Consider the following 18,114-nt stretch of genomic DNA (forward strand, 5'->3'; position numbering starts at 1 on the left):
AGTGCTACTGGCCGACCTCGAAACGCTCGAAGCGGGTGATCTCCACGCCGGCTTCGTCGGCGACCTGCTTGACGGTCTTCTTGGAGTCGGACACGGAGGCCTGCTCCAGCAGGACGACGTCCTTGTAGAAGCCGTTCAGGCGGCCTTCCACGATCTTCGGGATGGCCTGCTCCGGCTTGCCCTCTTCGCGAGTGATCTGCTCGGCGACGGAGCGCTCCTTCTCCAGGACCTCGGCCGGGACGTCCTCACGGGTGAGGTACTGGGCCTTGAGTGCGGCGATCTGCAGAGCGACCTGGTGCGCGCCCTGGGCGGCTTCCTCGCCGGAGCCGTTGTAGGCGACGAGCACGCCGACGGCCGGCGGCAGGTCAGCGGAACGCTGGTGCAGGTAGGAGGTGATGTTCTCGCCTTCGACGGTGACGGCGCGACGTGCCTCGAGCTTCTCGCCGGAACGGGCGGACATGTCGGTGACGGCGTCTTCGACGGACTGGCCGTCGAGGGTGGCTGCCTTGAGCTCCTCCGGGGTGTTGGCCTTGGCGGCGGCGGCGGCCTCGGCGACCTTGGCGGCGAACTCGACGAAGTCGGCGTTCTTGGCCACGAAGTCGGTCTCGGAGTTGACCTCGACCATGGTGTTGCCGGAGACGGCGATCAGGCCCTCCAGGGCGTTACGGTCGGCACGCTTGCCGACGTCCTTGGCGCCCTGCACACGCAGAACCTCGACGGCCTTGTCGAAGTCGCCGCCGGTTTCCTCGAGAGCCTTCTTGCAGTCCATCATGCCGGAGCCGGTCATCTCGCGCAGCTTCTTGACGTCTGCAGCAGTGTAGTTCGCCATTGGGGGCGGTCCTCCTCGTATAGGAACGGTATTCGTTGGAAAAGACTACTCGACGCAGAATGATCTCGCCGAGATTGGGCCAGCCCCCGGCTGCTCCCCTGTCCGCCGCGAGGGCGGGAGGTGAAACAGTCCGGGGGCTGGCTGCGGGCGCACCGTGATGGGCGCGCCGGGGGTTTTACTGCTCGGTGGCCGGAGCCTCGGCCTGAGGCGGGACAGCCTCTTCGTTCGGGGCAACGGTCTCAGCGATGTCCTCGGCCTTCTCGCGGGACTCGGTCTCCGCCGGGGCGGCGGCCTCAGCGTCGGCGGCGGCGACGGCCTCGGCAGCGGCCTCAGCCTCTGCGGTGGCCTTCTCGTCGGTGTCGCCGGCGGCTTCCTTGGCCGCGGCCAGCTGACGCTCCTCGCGGGCGCGCTTGCCCTCGATGACGGCCTCGCCGATGATCTTGCTGAGGACCTTGACGGAGCGGATGGCGTCGTCGTTGCCCGGGATCGGGAAGTCGACGACGTCCGGGTCGCAGTTGGTGTCCAGGATGGCGACGACCGGGATGTTGAGCTTGTGCGCCTCGTTGACGGCGATGTGCTCCTTGTTGGTGTCGACGATCCACAGGGCGGACGGCGTCTTGGTCATGTCGGAGATGCCGCCGAGAACGCGCTCGAGCTTGGTGCGCTCGCGGGTCAGCATCAGGATTTCCTTCTTGCCGCGACCCTTGTAGCCGTCCTCCGCCTCGTCCATGGCGCGCAGCTCGTGCAGACGCTTCAGACGCTTGGAGACGGTCTGGAAGTTGGTCAGCATGCCGCCGAGCCAACGGTGGTTGACGTACGGCATGCCGACGCGCTCAGCCTCGTCGCGGACGGCTTCCTGCGCCTGCTTCTTGGTGCCGACGAACAGGATGTGGCCGCCGTGGGCGACGGTGGCCTTGACGAACTCGTAGGCCTGATCGATGTAGGTCAGCGTCTGCTGCAGGTCGATGATGTAGATGCCGTTGCGGTCGGTGAAGATGAAACGACGCATCTTCGGGTTCCAACGACGGGTCTGGTGTCCGAAGTGGACGCCGGCGTCGAGGAGTTCGCGCATGGTTACGACTGCCATGGGGGTTCTCTCCTTAAAGAGTGAAGGTTTAGGTTTTCAATGGTGTACGCAGGTTTTTACCCCCGCCTTGCGGCATGGGGTTTGCCTACGCCCTGGCGACGAAATCTCCGCCGACACCCGCGCCCTTGAATCCTCGAGGGTGCGGGACCTCGTCGGCGGCGATGCCTGTGCAACAGGTCTTTCGCCGCGCGTAGTCAGCGCCCCTCCATCGCTGGAGACACACTGCTGAGCCCACAATATCGGGTTTTGCCCCCTACGCCAAACCGTCTGCGCAGGTCATCCACAGGCGCCGTCCCGTGTCACCCCACCCGCCACTTTCTCCACAGCCCGCCCCTAGCGCCCGGGCCGGGCCGTCGTCCTATCCGTCACGCTGGCGGCATGCACCGACTTCCGCACCCCGTCGCCCTGGCCCTGTTGCTCGCCGCCGCGTTGACGGTGACGACCGCTCCCCTTCTCGCCCACGCCTACATCGACCCGAGCACCGGCGATTCCCGCGCCACCGGGGTGCTGCGCCCGGCGGACATCCCGGAACGCAACTGGCATCGCGGGCACCGTGGCGTGGATCTGGCGCTGGCCGTCGGCGAGGACGTGCTCGCCGCGGAAGACGGAACCGTCGCCTTCGCCGGGGTCGTCGCGGGCACCCCTTCGGTCTCCGTGGATCACGCCGACGGGGTGCGCACCAGTTACCTGCCGGTCCACGCCCGGGTGACGGAAGGCGAGCGCGTCACCGCCGGGCAAGTGATCGGCACGTTGGCCGCTCCGGTCAGCGGCCACGACGGCCTGCACTGGGGCGCGCGCACCGGCCCGGACGTCTACCTCAACCCGTTATCGTTGCTCGAATCCCCCACGATTCGCCTCAAGCCCGTGTCTTAAGCCCGCGGATGCGCCTGCTTGAACACTTCCTTGAGCCGCTCGGCGGAGACATGGGTGTAGAGCTGGGTGGTCTGCAGGGAGGAGTGCCCCAGCAGCTCCTGGACCACGCGCAGATCGGCGCCGCCCTCCAACAGATGGGTGGCCGCGGAATGCCGCAACCCGTGCGGGGTGAGGTCCCCGGTCCCGGTTTCCGCGGCGATCTTGTCGACGATGCGGCGCACCTGGCGCTGATCTATGCGCCCGCCGCGGGCGCCCAAGAACAGAGCCTGGTAGGCGTCCCCGGTGGTGTTGGCGGAGACCAGCGGGCTGCGCCCATGTGCGAGCCACTGCTTGACGGCGTCGGCGGCGGAGGCGCCGAAGGGGACGACGCGTTGCTTGTTGCCTTTGCCGGTGACCCGGGCATGGCCCCGGTCAAGGTCCACGTCGCCCAGGTCGAGTCCGCAGAGTTCGGCGACGCGCATGCCGGTGGCGTACAGCAGCTCCAACATCGCGGCGTCGCGCAAGGCCTCGGGTTCGGCGGGGCCGTCGGCGGCCAACGGGCGGGTGACCACGCTTTCAGCGTCATCCGCGGTGAGCACCGAAGGAAGGTTGCGGCCCAGTTTGGGCGTGGCCAACCGGGCCGCGGCGTCGGCGGAGATGTGCCCCCGGCGCAGCGCCCACTTGGAAAACGCCCGCACCGCGGCGGTCCGGCGGGCCAGCGTGGACCGCGCCTTGCCTTGTGCGACGGAACGGCCCAGCCAGGAGCGAAGTTTGTTGATCGTGAACTGTGTGAAGGTGGGGATGTGCTCCGCCATGTCGAGCAAGTCCGAGCGATAACTTTTCACCGTGGCTGGGGAACGGCCGAGAACCAGTGACTGATGTTCCGCGAAATCTTCGATCGCTTCCACCATCTGCCGGTTGCGGGATCCGTCGGATCCGTCCAGCGACGTCGTCTCGTGCTCGCCCATCTCCTGTGCTCCCATGTGACAGGAGTGTACTCGTGTGACGACAGGATCGACGCTGGCGTTCACAAGAACCGGGACAACAGAATCCACCCCAGCCCAATCATGACTGGGGCGACCATGAGCTTGCCCGGCCACCGCGCATAGTTGAAGTCCATCCCGCCGCCGTAGCGCATGGGCACGAAGAACGCCTCGTCCTCCGGGTTGGCATAAAAGATCTTCCACCGGTAATTTCCGGCGTCCCCGGTCAGATCTGTGGCCCGCCTCCGGCGCGCCGCCTGGCCAGCCGACGATTCCTTCACCTTCTCCCCCTTTTTCCTCGCTATCCTAACCCGGCGCGCCGCCAGTCGTTTCCCTCCCGGATGAGCATGCCGCGGCGTTCCAGATCCAGCAGGAGGTGGATCGTCAACGGCAGCGGCAGGCCCGCGGCGGTGGCGATGCGGTCGGCGTCGGCGCCGCCTCGCAGCGGCAGCGCGTCGTAGACGCGGAGTTCGTTGCGGGAGAGCTGCTGGATCTGGTCCGGGGCGAAGGCGAGTTCGTATTGGGATTCGGCGTCCACGGAGCCGAGGGCCTCGAGCAAGGCCCGGATGTCGTCGGCGCTGGTGACCAGCTGGGCGCGGTGTTCTCGGAGTCGGGCGTGGCAGCCGGAGGAGGCAGCGCTGGTCACGGGCCCGGGCACCGCCATGGGGATTCTGCCGAGGGCTTCGGCCCAGCTGAGGGTGTTCAAGGCGCCGGAGCGCCACCCGGCTTCGATGACCACGGTGCCGGCGCTCAGTGCTGCGACCAGTCGGTTGCGGGTGAGGAAGCGGTGGCGTTGCGGGGTGGTGCCTGGCGGATATTCGGTGATCACGGCGCCGTCGGAATCCACGATGCGGGCGAACAGATCGCGGTGTGTCTTCGGGTAGGTCTGATCCAGGCCGCAGGCGGCGACGACGACGGTGCGTCCGCCGACGGACAGCGCGGTCTCGTGGGCGACGGCGTCCACGCCCAGGGCCCCGCCGGAGAGGATCGTCCATTGGGCGGGGGCGAGTCCGCGGACGAGGTCGGCCGTGACTTTTCTGCCGTAGGCGCTGGTTGCCCGGGTGCCGACTACGCCGACCGCCTGGGCGAACGCCCCGGTGAGCGCCGGGCCGCGCACCCATAACCCGTGCGGGGCCACTGCATCGGACTGGTAGGTGCGCAGATGCTCGCTTAAGCCGGTGGCGGCGAAGCCGAAGGCGTGGTCGAGCGCGTCTGCCGGCCATTCGGCGTCGTCCGGGGTGACCAGTCGGCCACCGACCAGCGCTGCGGCGGCGAGGTCTTCCTCGGAGCGCTGCCAAGCGTGGCGGGCTTCGGTCTCCGGGCCTAACGGCCCCAGCCACGAGGCCCGCGCGCGTATGCCCCGGGCGAGTTCCTCGGCGTCGCGTCCCGCCTGCAGGTGTGCCTGCAGCGCCCGGCTGGGGCCTTCCACCACCCGGTTGAGATACGCCCACGCCTGTCGGGTGACGCTCATGCCGGCACCTCCACTGCCGTCCCGGCGCGCAGTTCCACGGCCCGGGCCACGTGGTCGAGGGTGGGCGTTGCGCCGCCCTCTACGTCGCAGATGCTCCAGGCCACTTTCAGCGCCCGGTCCACGCCGCGCTGGCTGACGTCGCCGGCGGCCAGGTAAGCGCCGAGCAGGGCCATGGCGGCGTCGTCCGCCGGGGCGTGCCGGCGCAGGTAGGACGACTCGACGTGGGCGTTGGCCTCGACCCCCAGGCCGTGGCGCGACCACCGCAGGCAGGAGCGTTCCCGGGCCTGCGCCACCCGTTCCGCGATGGCGGCGGAATCTTCGGCGCCCTCGGTGCGCAGGACCGCGCCGGCGGAATGCATCCGCACCCCGATGTCGAGCCGGTCGCGCAACGGCCCGGACAGGTTCGCCAGATACGTGGCGCGTTCCTTGGCGGTGCAGCGACAGGCCGCGGGTTCCTCCGCCCCGCACCGGCACGGGTTGGCCGCGAGGATGAGCTGGAACTGGGCGGGGAACATCACTTCGTTGCGGGCCCGGCTGAGTTTGACGCGGCCGTGCTCCAGCGGGGTGCGCAGGCTGTCGAGGGTGCGGGCAGGGATTTCAGAGGCCTCGTCGAGGAAGAGCACCCCGTGGTGGGCGAGGCTGATCGCGCCGGGTCGGGGGTTGCCGGAGCCGCCGCCGAGCAGTGCGGAGCGGGTGACGGAATGGTGCGGGGCAATAAATGGCGGGCGGTGGACGACGGGTTCCATGGCGCCGGCGACGGAGTGGATGGCGGTGGCTTCAACCGCCTGGTGGCCGGTGAGGGCGGGCAGGACGCCGGGCAGGCGCTGGGCGATCATGGATTTTCCGGAGCCGGGCGGGCCGATCATGAGCATGTGGTGGGCGCCGGCGGCGGCGATTTCGGTGGCGAAGCGGGCTTCCTGCTGGCCGGCGACGTCGGCGAAGTCGCCCAGTCCGGGCGGGGTGGGCGTCGTGCGACGGGCGGGGCGGGCGGCGGGCAGCTCGCCTACCCCGGTGGCCCAGTCCCAGGCGGCGGCGAGGCTGGGCACGCAGCGCACGTCCACGTCGTCGACCAAGGCCGCTTCGGCGGCGTTGCCGGGCGGGATGAGCACGGTGCGGATGCCGCGGCGCCGGGCGGTGAGCAGTGCGGGCAGCACCCCGGTGACGGGCCGGACGGAGCCGTCGAGGCCCAGCTCCCCGAGCACGAGCGCCTCGGCGAGTCGGTGGGCTGCGCCCGGGTGTCGGGCGGAGAGCACCGCCAACGAGATGGGTAGATCGAAGTGGGAGCCGGACTTGGGCATCGCGGCCGGGGACATGGAGATGACGATCTTGGTTTTGGGCCAGTCCAGGCGGGCGTTCGCCACGGCGGTGCGGATGCGGTCGCGGGATTCACGGACGGAGGCGTCGCCGAGGCCGACGACGTGAATTCCGGGCAGTCCGGGGCCGATGTTGGCTTCGACGGTGACGGGGCGGGCGGCGACGCCGTCGAGGGCGGTCGTGAGCGTGCTACCAAGCGCCATGTTCGACTCCCTCGTAGAGGTCGGCGTCGAAGCTGCGGCCGCGGACGGTCAAGGCGAGGACGTCGAAGCGCACGGGTTGGAAGGTGCGCCCGTCGAGCCAGCGGGCGGCGGCCCGGCGCATGCGGGCGAGTTTGCGTCCGGTGACTGCTTCGGCGCCGCCGTAGCCGTGGCCGGAGCGGGTCTTGACTTCGACGAAGACGATGGTGCGGTCGGCCTCTTCGACGATCAGGTCGAGTTCGCCCACGGGATAGCGGACGTTGCGGGCGAGGACGCGGGCGCCGCGTCGGATGTAGTAGCCGGCGGCGTAGTCTTCGCCCCGGGCGCCAAGGCGGGCGGAACGCCGCCGCGGGCGGGTGGCGCCGGTGGAGTGTGGTGTGGTCATGGTGGGTCCCCCGTTTCAGTGAACGTGTCGGTGTCGCTGTGTTCACTGAGCCACTCTCCCCTGCGGCGCGCCCTCGCCTCGGCCCGGTCTGGGCGGACTGTGGACAAGTGCGCCGCGCCGCGGGTTGTCCACAGAGTGGGCGGGTGCGCCCGTCGTCGTTTATCCGCGGTGTGCTATCGCGGTGCGCAACCCCTTTTCCCCGGCGCGCATGACGGCGCCGTGCGCCCACCTGGCGACCGGCCGCAGCAGCCCCACCAGTCGGCGGCGGGTGACCACGCACCACACGATCTGCACCCGGGTCCCGTCGCCGTCGGGCACGCCGGTGAAGTGGCCTATGCCGCGCAGATCACCGGCCACGCCGAAGCGGGCGTCCTCGGGCGGGTCTGAAGCCAGCAGGGCCAGGGTGAAACGCAGCCGGTATCCCAGGGGGCTGCGCACCACCAGCTGGGCGTGGTCGCCGTCTCGTCGGCTATAGGAGAGCCCGGGCCACCAGTCTTGCCAGGAGGAGACGTCGGACAACACGTCCCACACCCGCCGTCGGCTCGCTGCGATCCGCCAGGTGGTCTCGAAGTGGAAGGCGGCGGACTCCCCTGGCTCGGGGGCGGTGTGTCGGTGTGCGGTCACGGCGTCGTCGGAAGGCGGGTCCGCTATTCCGGCATGATGAGGTCGGGTTTGTCCAGTTCCTCGATGTTGACGTCTTTGTACGTGATCACGCGCACGTAGCGGACGAAACGCACGGACCGGTACATGTCCCACACCCAGGCGTCCGACATGCGTACTTCGTAGTAGACGTCGGAGCCGTTGGTGTGCGGGATCAGCTCGACGGCGTTGGCCAGGTAAAAGCGGCGGTCCGTCTCCACGACGTAGGAGAATTGGCTGACCACGTCCCGGTATTCGCGGTAGAGCGACAGCTCCACCTCGGCCTCATAGTTGTCGAGCTCCTCAGCGCTCACGGGCTGGCCTCCTTCAAAAAGTCTTGGTGCGCCTTAACGACGTTGGCATAAGTGTAGCGATGGACCGGACTCGCGCCGTGGCGGCGCACCGCAGCCAGGTGCGCTCGGGTGGAGTATCCCTTGTGCCCGTCGAAGCCGTAGGCCGGATGTTCGACGGCCAGTTCCACCATGGCGTGGTCGCGGGCGACTTTGGCCAACACGCTGGCGGCCGCGATGCAGCGGGTGGCCGCGTCTCCCCCGACGATCGGCAGGTGCGGGACGGGCAATCCGGGGATTTTCCAGGCGTCGGTGAGCACGTACCCGGGACGCGTGTCCAGGCGGGCGACGGCGCGGCGCATGCCGTCGAGGTTGGCGGGTTGGATGCCGCGGGCGTCGATGGCGGCGGCGTCGATGGACACCACCGCCCACGCCAGGGCGTGGCGCCGGATGGCGGGGGCGAGTTTTTCGCGCAGCGCCGGCGAGAGTTTCTTCGAGTCCGTCAGCCGGGCCAGTTCCTCGATGGGGTGCTCGGGCAGGATGCAGGCGGCGACGGTGATCGGCCCGGCGCAGGCCCCGCGGCCGGCTTCATCGACCCCGGCGACGGGGCCCAGGCCGGCCTTCGACAGCGCCACCTCGTAGGTGCGCAGGTGCTTCAGACGTCGCACGGTGCGCCGGCGCTACAGCTGCTGCGGCTGGATGTCCGGGTCGTCGATGGTGCCGATGCGACTGAACGGCAGGATGATCGCCTGGACCTTGCCACGGATGTTCTCCGCCGGGATGGCGCCCTGGTGCGGATCGCCGATGTGGGCGCGCGAGTCCAGGGAGTTGGTGCGGTTGTCACCCATCATGAAGTAGTGGTCCTCGGGCACCGTCAGGGGGCCGAAGTAGTCGCCGCCGCACGCCTCGGAACCGGTCGTCGGGTTCACCGGGAAGGCCGGGGGCTGCAGGACGAAGGACTGGTCGGTGGGTTGGCCGTCGACCATGACGGACGGGTCGCCCTCCTGGCAGGAGACGGTCTGGCCGCCCTCGGCGATGATGCGCTTGACCAGGTTGTTTTCATCCGGGGCGACGAGGCCGACGTAGGAGCCGATGTTCTGCAGCGTACGCACGACGTCGTTTTCCGACCGGCTGGAGACATATCCCATGTCCCAGGAGTCGGTGCCCTCGTAGACGACGACGTCGCCCGGAGTCGGGTCGCTGAAGTAGTAGGAGACCTTCTCCACGAAGATGCGGTCACCGGTGCATCCTTCGCAGCCGTGCAGCGTCGGCTCCATCGACTGCGAGGGGATCAGGTAGACCCGCCCGATGAAGGTCTGCAGCACCGCGATGATGATCAGGGTCAGCACCACCACGATCGGCAATTCGATGTACCACGGGGTGGGCTTCTTCTCCGCCGCGGCCGTGGCCCCCGAGGATCCGGCAGCGGAACCGGGATCGTCGTTGTCTGCGGGCATCGGGCGGGAAGTGTCACTCACGCTGCCAGAGCTTAGCAGCCCGCATCCGATGTCCCGGTCGCCGCGTCAGAAGAGCAGGAAGATCACCGCGGCGATGGCGAAGGCCATGACGGATTCCAGCGTCTGCTGGATCGTCCAGGTGCGCAGCGTCGTCGAGACGTTCATGCCGAAGAGCCTGCCGACCAGCCAGAAGCCCGAGTCATTGACGTGGGAGGCGATGACGGAGCCGGCGGCGCACGCGATGGTGATCGCCACGATCTGCATGTCGCTGAACCCGCCGGCGAGCACGGCCGGGGCCATCAGGCCGGCGGCGGTGGTCAGCGCGACGGTCGCGGAGCCCTGGGCGACGCGCAGGACGGCGGCGACGAGGTAGACCGCGAGAATGACCGGCAGGCCGATGCCGTCCATGGTGTCTTTGAGCGCGTCGCCGATGCCCGAGGAACGCAGCACGCCGCCGTACATGCCGCCGGCGCCGGTGATGAACACGACGGAGGCGATCGGGCCGAGGGAGGAGTCGAGGATCTTTTCCACCGCCGAGCCCGTCTCACCGCGGCGCAGCCCGAGCACCGGGATCGCGACCAGCACGGAGATCAGCAGCGCGACGCCGGAGGTGCCCAGCATGCTGAAGGCCTGCGCCCACAGCTCGTCGCCGGCGATCAGGCCGGCCTTGGTGGCGAAGTCGGCGCCGGTGTTGAGGAAGATCAACAGCATCGGCAACAGCAGCATGGCGATGACGGTGCCGACCTTCGGCGGATCCTTCACCTCTTCGGCGTCCCCGCCGAAGATGGCCCGGGGCAGGTCGTCCACGCTGAAGGAAAACCGCCTGGACACGAACTTTCCCCAGAGATAACCGGTGACATAGAAGGTCGGCACCGCCACGAGCAGTCCGACGATGATCAGCAGGCCCAAGTTCGTGCCGAAGAAGGTGCTGGCGGCGACCGGCCCCGGGTGCGGGGGCACGAAGACGTGCATGACGGAAAACGACGCGGCCACCGGGATGGCGTAGAGCAGGACCGGCCCGCCCAGGCGGGTGGCGACGGCGAAGATGATGGGCAGCATGACCACCAGGCCGGCGTCGAAGAACATGGGAAAGCCCAGGAACAACGACGCCACGCCGAGCGCGAGCGGGGCACGCTTTTCGCCGAAGCGCCTGATCATGGTGTCGGCGAGCACTTGGGCGCCGCCGGAATGCTCGATGAGTTTACCCAGCATCGCGCCGAGGCCGACGAGGATGCCGACGTCGCCGAGGGTGGAGCGGAACCCGGCCATGGAGACGTCGTAGACGTCGCCGAGCGGGATGCCGGCGGCGATGGCCGTGAGGACGGACACCAGCACCAACGTGATGAAGGCGTGCAGCTTGAACTTGATGATGAGGATGAGGATGAGGGCGATGCCCGCCGCGGCGATGCCGAGCAGGGGGCCTGCCCCTAGGGTTTGCTCCCAGGTGTCCATGCGTGAATCCGTTTCTCGATGAGCCCGCGTCCCGGTTCCGACGGCGGGCCTACGGCTGACCGGCGGTGTGCCGGCGGGCTAAAAATAGCACTGGCCCCCACCGCAGGCGCCCACGACATGCCCGGTTTCTCATTGAAAGCAAGACACCCCGCCGCGACCGGCACGTATGCCAGTCTGCGACGGGGTGTCGAAGCGCGTCCCCTCAAGGGACTGACGGCTTAGCGACGCTCCTTGATGCGGGCGGCCTTACCGCGCAGCTCGCGCAGGTAGTACAGCTTCGCGCGACGGACGTCGCCCTTGCGCTTGACCTCGATCTTGGCGATGTTCGGGGTGTGGACCGGGAAGGTACGCTCCACGCCGATGCCGAAGGAGACCTTGCGGACGGTGAAGGTCTCGCGGATGCCGGAGCCCTGACGACGCAGGACAACGCCGGTGAACAGCTGGGTACGCTCGGTGGCGCCCTCGATGACCTTGACGTGCACGTCGAGGGTGTCGCCCGGACGGAAAGCCGGGATGTCGTCGCGCAGCGACGCTGCGTCGACCTTGTCGATCATGTTGCTCATTGCAATTCCTTAGCTTTTCGGGACAGAGGACCCTGGCGGCGCTTCCCTGGCGGGAGGCTCAACCGGTTCGTATCCGTAAACAGAGTCACGCGAACTGCCGAAACCCGGACGTCGTCCGGAGATCGCACAGTCAACCGGCACATTGTCCCACACCGACGCGACTGAATCCAAATATCCGCCCGGCTCTTGAGCCGTCGATCAAGTATGTGACACTGTGAGATGACCCCAGACACACCCACGGGCGCCCGAGGCATCGGGCTGAGATCGCGCTGTAACCCGCGCGAGACACCGTTCGAACCTGTCCGGCTAGCACCGGCGAAGGAAGTGAGGGCATGCCGCCATGACGCCTACCCGAAACCTGGATTTACGCTGCTACTTCGTGACCGGCCCAGGCGACCCCGCCCGAGTCGTGGACACCGCCCGCGCCGCGGTGGCCGGCGGCGCCGGCGTAGTGCAGGTGCGCAGCAAACCCATTGACGCACGCACCTTGACGGAGCTGACCGCGGCCGTCGCCGAAGCAGTCACCGAGATCAACCCGCGGGCGAAGGTGCTCGTGGACGACCGCGTCGACGTCGCCCTGGCCCTGCGTGCCCGCGGCGCCCCCGTCCACGGCGTCCACGTCGGCCAAGACGATCTGCCGGTGCGTGACGTGCGCGCCCTGCTCGGCCCAGACGCGGTCGTCGGGCTGACCACCGGCACGCTGGAGCTGGTGCGTGCCACCCACGACGTGGCCGACGCCCTGGACTACCTCGGCTGCGGGCCGTTCCGCGCCACCCCGACGAAAGACTCCGGCCGTGCCCCGATCGGCCTGGCCGGATACCCCGACCTCGCCGCCGCCTCCCCGGTCCCCCTGATCGCCATCGGCGACGTCACCGCCGACGACGCCGCCGACCTCGCCGCCACCGGCGTCGACGGAGTCGCCGTGGTGCGTGGCCTGATGAACGCCGCCGACCCCGAGGCGTATGCCCGCCGCATCGTGGAGGCGTTCTAAATGCCACAGACCGCCCACGTCATCGGCGCCGGCGTGATCGGGCTGGCCACCGCCTTTGAACTCACCGAACGTGGCGTGCCGGGCGCCCGGGTCACGATCCTCGACCCGGACCCGGCGAGCGGGGCCACCCACCACGCCGGCGGCATGCTCGCCCCGGCCGCCGAAGTGCAGTATCGCCAAGAACCGCTGTTTCCGCTCATGTTGGAATCCGCGGCCCGCTACCCGTCTTTCGTGGACCGACTCCACTCCGCCACCCCGCTGCCGACCGGCCACCGCACCGACGGCACCCTGGTCGTCGCCGGCGACCGCGCCGACGCCGGCCACTTAGAGGATCTGACGCGGTATCAGCACACCCACGGCATGGCCGTCGAGCGCATCACGGTGCGCGAGGCCCGCCGGATGGAACCGTCGTTGAGCCCCGCCATCGCCGGAGCCGTGCACATCCCGGGCGACCACCAGGTCTCCCCCAGACTGCTGGTCGCCGCGCTGCGCGATGCGTTGACGCGCCGGGGCGTGCGGTTCGTCGCAGACGAGGTCACCAACCTGGTCCGCGACGGGGCGGGCGCGGTGACTGAGGTCGTCGGCGAGCGGACCCGCCACGATGCCACCGGCGCCCAGGTCATCCTGGCCAACGGCCTCGGCGCCGGGCGCGTGGGCGGCTGGTTCGACGAGACCAACCCGCTGCGGCTGCGCCCCGTCTACGGCGACATTCTGCGCTTGGGGGTGCCCGCCGCCCTCGATCCGCTGGTGAGCAAGGTGATCCGCGGCTTCGTCGAGGACCGGCCCGTCTACCTCATCCCGCGCGACGACGGCACCCTGACCCTCGGGGCGACCAGTCGCGAAGACATCCAGCCGAAGCCTCGCCTGGGCGGCGTCTACGACCTCATCCGTGATGCGGTCGCCCTGGCGCCGGGCGTGGAGGAAACCACGTTGTTGGAGACCACCGTCGGCGCTCGCCCCGGCACGCCCGACGATCTTCCCTACCTCGGGGCGGTGGCGGAGAACCTGGTGGTCTCCACCGGGTATTTCCGCCACGGCATCTTATTGGCCGCCCTCGGCGCGGAGGCCGGCGCCCGGCTCGCCTTAGGGGAGAGTCCCGACGTCGACCTCCGTGCCTGCGCCCCTGTCCGTCACTCCCACCTATAAGGAGACCATCATGAAGTTCACCGTCAACGGCGAGTCCCACACCGCCGCGGCCGCCCCCACCGTCACCGAGCTCGTCGACGACATCGTCGGCGCCCGGGAGGGCGTCGCCGTCGCACTCGACGGCGCCGTCGTGCCCGCCTCCGCATGGGCGGACACCCGTATTGCCGAGGGCGCCGAGGTCGACGTCCTCACCGCCGTGCAGGGAGGTTAAGCAGCCATGTCCCTGACCATCGCCGACGTCACTTTCGATTCCCACCTCGTGATGGGCACCGGCGGCGCCAGCTCCCACGACTTGCTGGAGCAGGCGCTGGTGGCCTCCGGCACGGAGCTGACCACCGTCGCCATGCGCCGCCACTCCCCCAGCACCGGCTCAACCGGCGAATCCGTCTTCGAGCTGCTGCGTCGCCTGAGCATCGCCCCGTTGCCCAACACCGCGGGGTGCCGCACCGCCCGCGACGCCGTGATCACGGCCCGCCTCGCCCGCGAGGCGCTCGGCACCAGCTGGGTCAAGGTCGAGGTCATCGCCGACGAACACACCCTGCTGCCGGACACCACCGAGCTCATCGACGCCTGCGAAACGCTCGTCCACGAGGGTTTCACGGTCTTGGCCTACACCTCCGACGATCCGATCGTGGCCACGCGCCTGGAGGACGTCGGTTGCGCGGCGGTCATGCCGCTGGGCTCGCCGATCGGCACGGGCCTGGGCGTGCTCAACCCGCACAACATCGAGCTGATCTGCTCGCGGGCGAACGTGCCGGTGCTGCTCGACGCCGGGGTGGGCACCGCCTCCGATGCTGCCTTAGCCATGGAACTCGGCTGCGACGGCGTGCTGCTGGCCAGCGCCATCAACCGTTGCCAGGACCCCGTGACCATGGCCGAAGCGATGCGCCACGCCGTCGAGGCCGGCCGCCTGGCACGCGCCGCCGGGCGCATCCCCAAACGCGAGCACGCCGTGGCCTCCTCCAGCTTCGAGGGCTTGGCCAGCTGGGCCGACCAGGTGCTGTAAATGTCGCTGCCCGACAACGAACTGCGCCGCATCGCCCGTCAACTCAACCTGCCCGGCTTCGACATGGCGCAGGCCCAGAGACTCGCCGATGCCCGCGTCCTCGTCGTCGGCGCCGGCGGCCTCGGCTGCCCCGCCATGCAGTCGCTGGCTGCGGTCGGCCTCGGCCGGATCCTGCTCTACGACGACGACGTGGTCGACCTGACCAACATTCACCGTCAGATCCTCTTCGGCGCGCACGACGTGGGGCGCCGCAAGGTCGACGCCGCCGCGGATCGGCTGCGCCAGATTCAGCCGGGCATCGAGATCGACGCTATCCATGAACGCCTGACGCCGGACAACATCGTCTCGGCGCTGGCGCGCGTGGACCTGGTGCTCGACGGTTCCGACACCTTCGCCACGAAATACCTCGTCGCCGACGCCGCCGAGATCACCGGCACGCCATTGATCTGGGGCACCGTGTTGCGCTACGCCGGGCAGGTCGCGCTGTGGCACTCCGGCCCGGGCGTGGACGGCGGCGTGAGCCTGCGCGACTTCTTCCCTACCCAGCCGGCCGCGGACTCCACGCCGGACTGCGCCACCGCCGGCGTGCTCGGGGTGACCACGGCGGTGGTGGGCAACCTCATGGCCACCGAGGCGATCAAACACCTCACCGGACTCGGTGAGAGCGTGCCCGGCCGCGTCTACGGCTACGACGCCCTGGGCACCTCTCTGCGCTCTTTCACCGTGCGCGCCGACCCGGCGCGCCTGCCCGTCACCGAGCTGGAGGATTTCTACGGGGCGGGCGCCTGCGCCGCTCCCCCGGTGATGGAAAGTGATCCGGCGGCGGCAAGACTGCTGGATTTGGTGCGGGAGGGCCGGGCGCGGGCACTCGACGTCCGGGAGCCGCACGAGAAGCTGCTCGCGGACATCCCGTCGGGCGCGGATCTGCACCTGCCGACGTCGGAAGTCAGCCCGGAGCGCGTGAGGGCACTGTTGGACGGGGTCGCCGCGCCCGTCGTGGTCTATTGCGCATCGGGCAGGCGCAGCGCGGAGTTCGTTGACGCCCACGCCGATCTGGTGTCCGTGGAGCTGATCAGCCTGCCGGGCGGGGTCAACGGGCTTTAAGGCCGCGGTTACCTGCCGAATCCGGCGCGTTTCAACGCGTCGGCCATGGAGCCGCTGTCCTGCTTGTTTTTCTGCGGGTTATTCTTCTGCGGGCGGCCGCCGCGCGGCTTCTGACTGGCTGTGGCACGGCCCCCGCCCCGCCCACCCTTGTTCCGTTCCCGCTTGGCGGGTGTGCGGTCCTGGCCGGGCTCGTCGCCCAGTCGCAGGGACAGGCCGATGCGCTGACGCTCGACGTCGACCTCCATGACTTTGACTTTGACCACTTGCCCGGAGCGGACGACCTCACGTGGGTCGGCGACGAACTTCTCGCTCATCGCGGAGACGTGCACCAGGCCGTCCTGGTGGACGCCGACGTCGACGAAGGCCCCGAAGGCGGCGACGTTGGTGACCGCGCCTTCGAGGATCATGCCGGGATGAAGATCGGAGATCTTTTCCACGCCGTCGCGGAATTCGGCCGTCTTGAACTCAGGGCGCGGGTCGCGGCCGGGTTTGTCCAGCTCGGCGATGATGTCGGTGACGGTGGGCACGCCGAAGCGCTCGTCGGCGAAGTCTTGCGGGCGAAGGCCCGACAGCACGCGGGTGTTGCCGATGAGCTCGGCGACGCCCAGGCCGGTGGCCGCGGCGATGCGTTCGACCACGGGGTAGGACTCCGGGTGCACGGCGGAGGCGTCCAGCGGGTTGTCGCCGCGCAGGCGCAGGAAGCCGGCGCACTGTTCGAAGGCCTTGGGGCCCAGGCGGGGCACCTTGCCCAGTTCCTTGCGGGTGGTGAAGGCGCCGTGTTCGTCGCGGTGGGCGACGATGTTTGTGGCCAGGGTGGCGGTCACCCCGGCGACGCGTTCCAGCAGCGGGACCGAGGCGGTGTTGACGTCGACGCCCACGGCGTTGACGGCCGCCTCGACCACGCCGTCAAGCGTCGTGGCCAGGGCGGTCTGGTTGACGTCGTGCTGGTACTGGCCCACGCCGATGGATTTGGGGTCGATCTTGACCAGCTCCGCCAGCGGGTCCTGCAGGCGGCGGGCGATGGAGACCGCGCCGCGCAGGGAGACGTCCATGTCGGGAAATTCGGCGGCGGCGATCTCGCTGGCGGAGTACACCGAGGCGCCCGATTCGGAGACCATGACCGGGGTGGGGCGTGTCCCGCCGGCGGCGGCGATCAGGTCGGCGACCTCGGCGGCGAGTTTCTCCGATTCCCGCGAGGCGGTGCCGTTGCCCACGGCAATCAGTTCCACGCCGTGCGAGGCCACCAGGCCGGCGAGTTCCTGCTTGGCCCGCTCCCACTGGTTCTGTGGCTGGTGCGGGTAGACGATGGCGGTGGCCAGCACCTTGCCGGTGTGGTCGACGGCGGCGCACTTGACGCCGTTGCGGTAGCCCGGGTCCAGCGCCAGGGTGGCCCGCTGCCCGGCGGGGGCGGCGAGCAAGACGTCACGCAGGTTGGTGGCGAAGATGTCCAGCGCGCCCTGCTCCGCGGTTTCCTTCAGCCGCAGGCGCACGTCCAGACCGGAGGAGATCTGGAGTTTGGTGCGCCAGCCGAAGCGCACGGCCTTGGCGACCCATTCGGAGCGGGCGGTGGGCAGGTCGAAGCGCGCGGCGATGAGGTTCTCGTACTCCTGGTCGTCCCCGGCGTCGAGAGTCAGCTGCAGCACGCCTTCCTTTTCTCCGCGCAGCAGGGCGAGGGTGCGGTGTGAGGGCAGGGCGGTGAAGGGTTCGGCGAAGTCGAAGTAGTCCTTGTACTTCGCGCCTTCGGTCTCCTTGCCCTCGATCACCGTGGCGGTCATCCGCCCTTCGGAGTACATCTTCTCCCGAACCTCGCCGACGAGGTCGGCGTCGGTGGCGAAACGGTCGATGAGGATGGCACGTGCGCCTTCCAGGGCTGCTTTGGCGTCGGCGAAGCCGTCGGTGAGAAAGCCTTCGGCCACCGCGGCGGGATCGACCTCGGGATCGGCGATGAGCCGGTCGGTCAGTGCCTCCAAGCCCGCCTCGCGGGCGGTGTCGGCCTTGGTTTTCCGGCGCTTCTTGTACGGCAGGTACAGGTCTTCGAGGCGGGCCTTGGTCTCGCAGGCGGTGATCTCGGCGCGCAGGGCGTCGGTGAGCTTGCCTTGTTCCTCGATCGCGGCGAGCACCGTGTCCTTGCGCTCGGCGAGTTCGACGAGGTAAGTGTTGCGTTCTTCGATGGCGCGCAGCTGCGTGTCGTCCAATCCCCCGGTCGCCTCCTTGCGGTAGCGGGCGATGAAGGGGACGGTGTTGCCGGCGGCGAGCAAGTCCAGGGCGGCCCGGACCTGGTCGTCGCGCACGCCGAGTTCGCGGGCGATGGTGGTGAAGATCATTTGATCATTCTACGGCAGGAC

General features: G+C 69.3%; 20 protein-coding genes and 1 riboswitch. Of the genes, 6 read left to right on the top strand and 14 right to left on the bottom strand.

Annotation, left to right across the window (positions count from 1 at the left end):
• Positions 1-4: 4 nt before the first annotated feature.
• Positions 5-829 (bottom strand): translation elongation factor Ts, encoded by an 825-nt coding sequence (tsf, locus tag B841_RS08275; RefSeq protein WP_020935038.1) that lies wholly within the window; start codon positions 827-829, stop codon positions 5-7.
• A 175-nt stretch (positions 830-1,004) separates the two neighbouring features.
• Entirely contained in the window at positions 1,005-1,916 is a 912-nt protein-coding gene (gene rpsB, locus B841_RS08280; RefSeq protein ID WP_020935039.1) for a 30S ribosomal protein S2, read from the bottom strand.
• Positions 1,917-2,294: 378 nt separating this feature from the next.
• On the opposite strand from rpsB, the gene B841_RS08285 reads away from it, so the two are divergent.
• Positions 2,295-2,789, top strand: coding sequence for a M23 family metallopeptidase (locus B841_RS08285; protein WP_020935040.1), 495 nt, complete (start codon positions 2,295-2,297; stop codon positions 2,787-2,789).
• Here the strand turns inward: B841_RS08285 and B841_RS08290 are convergent.
• The 11 genes from B841_RS08290 to rplS form a co-directional block, all read right to left on the bottom strand.
• The gene (locus B841_RS08290; RefSeq protein ID WP_020935041.1) at positions 2,786-3,736 is read right to left on the bottom strand and encodes a tyrosine recombinase XerC; all 951 of its coding nucleotides are present in this window, start codon (positions 3,734-3,736) and stop codon (positions 2,786-2,788) included. The genes B841_RS08285 and B841_RS08290 overlap by 4 nt on opposite strands.
• Positions 3,737-3,795: 59 nt before the next feature.
• Positions 3,796-4,032 carry a DUF5808 domain-containing protein gene (locus tag B841_RS08295; protein ID WP_020935042.1) on the bottom strand — a complete coding sequence of 79 codons (237 nt, stop codon included), beginning with the start codon at positions 4,030-4,032 and terminating at the stop codon, positions 3,796-3,798.
• A gap of 20 nt (positions 4,033-4,052) precedes the next feature.
• A complete protein-coding gene (dprA, locus tag B841_RS08300) occupies positions 4,053-5,222 on the bottom strand; it encodes a DNA-processing protein DprA (RefSeq protein ID WP_020935043.1) in 1,170 nt (389 codons plus the stop codon).
• Positions 5,219-6,739 (bottom strand): YifB family Mg chelatase-like AAA ATPase, encoded by a 1,521-nt coding sequence (locus tag B841_RS08305; RefSeq protein ID WP_020935044.1) that lies wholly within the window; start codon positions 6,737-6,739, stop codon positions 5,219-5,221. The genes dprA and B841_RS08305 overlap by 4 nt, the downstream gene beginning before the upstream one ends.
• Positions 6,726-7,121 (bottom strand): YraN family protein, encoded by a 396-nt coding sequence (locus B841_RS08310; protein ID WP_020935045.1) that lies wholly within the window; start codon positions 7,119-7,121, stop codon positions 6,726-6,728. Before B841_RS08310 ends, B841_RS08305 begins: the two co-directional genes overlap by 14 nt.
• A gap of 159 nt (positions 7,122-7,280) precedes the next feature.
• Positions 7,281-7,745 carry an SRPBCC family protein gene (locus tag B841_RS08315; RefSeq protein WP_052337743.1) on the bottom strand — a complete coding sequence of 155 codons (465 nt, stop codon included), beginning with the start codon at positions 7,743-7,745 and terminating at the stop codon, positions 7,281-7,283.
• A 23-nt stretch (positions 7,746-7,768) separates the two neighbouring features.
• Entirely contained in the window at positions 7,769-8,074 is a 306-nt protein-coding gene (locus B841_RS08320) for a DUF2469 domain-containing protein (RefSeq protein ID WP_020935047.1), read from the bottom strand.
• A complete protein-coding gene (locus tag B841_RS08325; protein WP_020935048.1) occupies positions 8,071-8,718 on the bottom strand; it encodes a ribonuclease HII in 648 nt (215 codons plus the stop codon). Before B841_RS08325 ends, B841_RS08320 begins: the two co-directional genes overlap by 4 nt.
• A gap of 12 nt (positions 8,719-8,730) precedes the next feature.
• Complete coding sequence (lepB, locus tag B841_RS08330; RefSeq protein WP_020935049.1) at positions 8,731-9,507, bottom strand: signal peptidase I; 777 nt, start codon at positions 9,505-9,507, stop codon at positions 8,731-8,733.
• A gap of 66 nt (positions 9,508-9,573) precedes the next feature.
• A complete protein-coding gene (locus B841_RS08335) occupies positions 9,574-10,959 on the bottom strand; it encodes a GntP family permease (RefSeq protein ID WP_020935050.1) in 1,386 nt (461 codons plus the stop codon).
• Positions 10,960-11,177: 218 nt separating this feature from the next.
• A complete protein-coding gene (gene rplS, locus B841_RS08340) occupies positions 11,178-11,522 on the bottom strand; it encodes a 50S ribosomal protein L19 (RefSeq protein WP_020935051.1) in 345 nt (114 codons plus the stop codon).
• Between the two features lie 227 nt (positions 11,523-11,749).
• A riboswitch (TPP riboswitch) is annotated at positions 11,750-11,863 on the top strand.
• Here rplS and B841_RS08345 point away from each other — a divergent pair.
• The 5 genes from B841_RS08345 to B841_RS08365 all read left to right on the top strand — a co-directional run bounded on the left by B841_RS08345 (position 11,863) and on the right by B841_RS08365 (position 15,769).
• Positions 11,863-12,513, top strand: coding sequence for a thiamine phosphate synthase (locus B841_RS08345; protein WP_020935052.1), 651 nt, complete (start codon positions 11,863-11,865; stop codon positions 12,511-12,513). Its footprint overlaps the riboswitch before it by 1 nt.
• Positions 12,514-13,659, top strand: coding sequence for a glycine oxidase ThiO (gene thiO / locus B841_RS08350; protein WP_020935053.1), 1,146 nt, complete (start codon positions 12,514-12,516; stop codon positions 13,657-13,659).
• Between the two features lie 10 nt (positions 13,660-13,669).
• The gene (gene thiS / locus B841_RS08355; protein WP_020935054.1) at positions 13,670-13,870 is read left to right on the top strand and encodes a sulfur carrier protein ThiS; all 201 of its coding nucleotides are present in this window, start codon (positions 13,670-13,672) and stop codon (positions 13,868-13,870) included.
• 6 nt (positions 13,871-13,876) lie between these two features.
• Entirely contained in the window at positions 13,877-14,665 is a 789-nt protein-coding gene (locus tag B841_RS08360; RefSeq protein WP_020935055.1) for a thiazole synthase, read from the top strand.
• Positions 14,666-15,769 (top strand): ThiF family adenylyltransferase, encoded by a 1,104-nt coding sequence (locus tag B841_RS08365; protein WP_020935056.1) that lies wholly within the window; start codon positions 14,666-14,668, stop codon positions 15,767-15,769.
• Between the two features lie 8 nt (positions 15,770-15,777).
• On the opposite strand, the gene B841_RS08370 is transcribed toward B841_RS08365, so the two are convergent.
• Positions 15,778-18,093 (bottom strand): Tex family protein, encoded by a 2,316-nt coding sequence (locus B841_RS08370; protein ID WP_020935057.1) that lies wholly within the window; start codon positions 18,091-18,093, stop codon positions 15,778-15,780.
• Positions 18,094-18,114: the final 21 nt, after the last annotated feature.

It is taken from the genome of Corynebacterium maris DSM 45190, from assembly GCF_000442645.1.
Classification (GTDB): Bacteria; Actinomycetota; Actinomycetes; order Mycobacteriales; family Mycobacteriaceae; genus Corynebacterium; species Corynebacterium maris.

Excerpts from the sequence above, each read along its gene's own strand:
- tsf (WP_020935038.1), bottom strand. The coding sequence starts at position 829 with ATGGCGAACTACACTGCTGCAGACGTCAAGAAGCTGCGCGAGATGACC.
- rpsB (WP_020935039.1), bottom strand. The coding sequence starts at position 1,916 with ATGGCAGTCGTAACCATGCGCGAACTCCTCGACGCCGGCGTCCACTTC.
- B841_RS08285 (WP_020935040.1), top strand. The coding sequence starts at position 2,295 with ATGCACCGACTTCCGCACCCCGTCGCCCTGGCCCTGTTGCTCGCCGCC.
- B841_RS08290 (WP_020935041.1), bottom strand. The coding sequence starts at position 3,736 with ATGGGCGAGCACGAGACGACGTCGCTGGACGGATCCGACGGATCCCGC.
- dprA (WP_020935043.1), bottom strand. The coding sequence starts at position 5,222 with ATGAGCGTCACCCGACAGGCGTGGGCGTATCTCAACCGGGTGGTGGAA.
- B841_RS08305 (WP_020935044.1), bottom strand. The coding sequence starts at position 6,739 with ATGGCGCTTGGTAGCACGCTCACGACCGCCCTCGACGGCGTCGCCGCC.
- B841_RS08310 (WP_020935045.1), bottom strand. The coding sequence starts at position 7,121 with ATGACCACACCACACTCCACCGGCGCCACCCGCCCGCGGCGGCGTTCC.
- lepB (WP_020935049.1), bottom strand. The coding sequence starts at position 9,507 with ATGCCCGCAGACAACGACGATCCCGGTTCCGCTGCCGGATCCTCGGGG.
- B841_RS08335 (WP_020935050.1), bottom strand. The coding sequence starts at position 10,959 with ATGGACACCTGGGAGCAAACCCTAGGGGCAGGCCCCCTGCTCGGCATC.
- rplS (WP_020935051.1), bottom strand. The coding sequence starts at position 11,522 with ATGAGCAACATGATCGACAAGGTCGACGCAGCGTCGCTGCGCGACGAC.
- B841_RS08345 (WP_020935052.1), top strand. The coding sequence starts at position 11,863 with ATGACGCCTACCCGAAACCTGGATTTACGCTGCTACTTCGTGACCGGC.
- thiO (WP_020935053.1), top strand. The coding sequence starts at position 12,514 with ATGCCACAGACCGCCCACGTCATCGGCGCCGGCGTGATCGGGCTGGCC.
- thiS (WP_020935054.1), top strand. The coding sequence starts at position 13,670 with ATGAAGTTCACCGTCAACGGCGAGTCCCACACCGCCGCGGCCGCCCCC.
- B841_RS08360 (WP_020935055.1), top strand. The coding sequence starts at position 13,877 with ATGTCCCTGACCATCGCCGACGTCACTTTCGATTCCCACCTCGTGATG.
- B841_RS08365 (WP_020935056.1), top strand. The coding sequence starts at position 14,666 with ATGTCGCTGCCCGACAACGAACTGCGCCGCATCGCCCGTCAACTCAAC.
- B841_RS08370 (WP_020935057.1), bottom strand. The coding sequence starts at position 18,093 with ATGATCTTCACCACCATCGCCCGCGAACTCGGCGTGCGCGACGACCAG.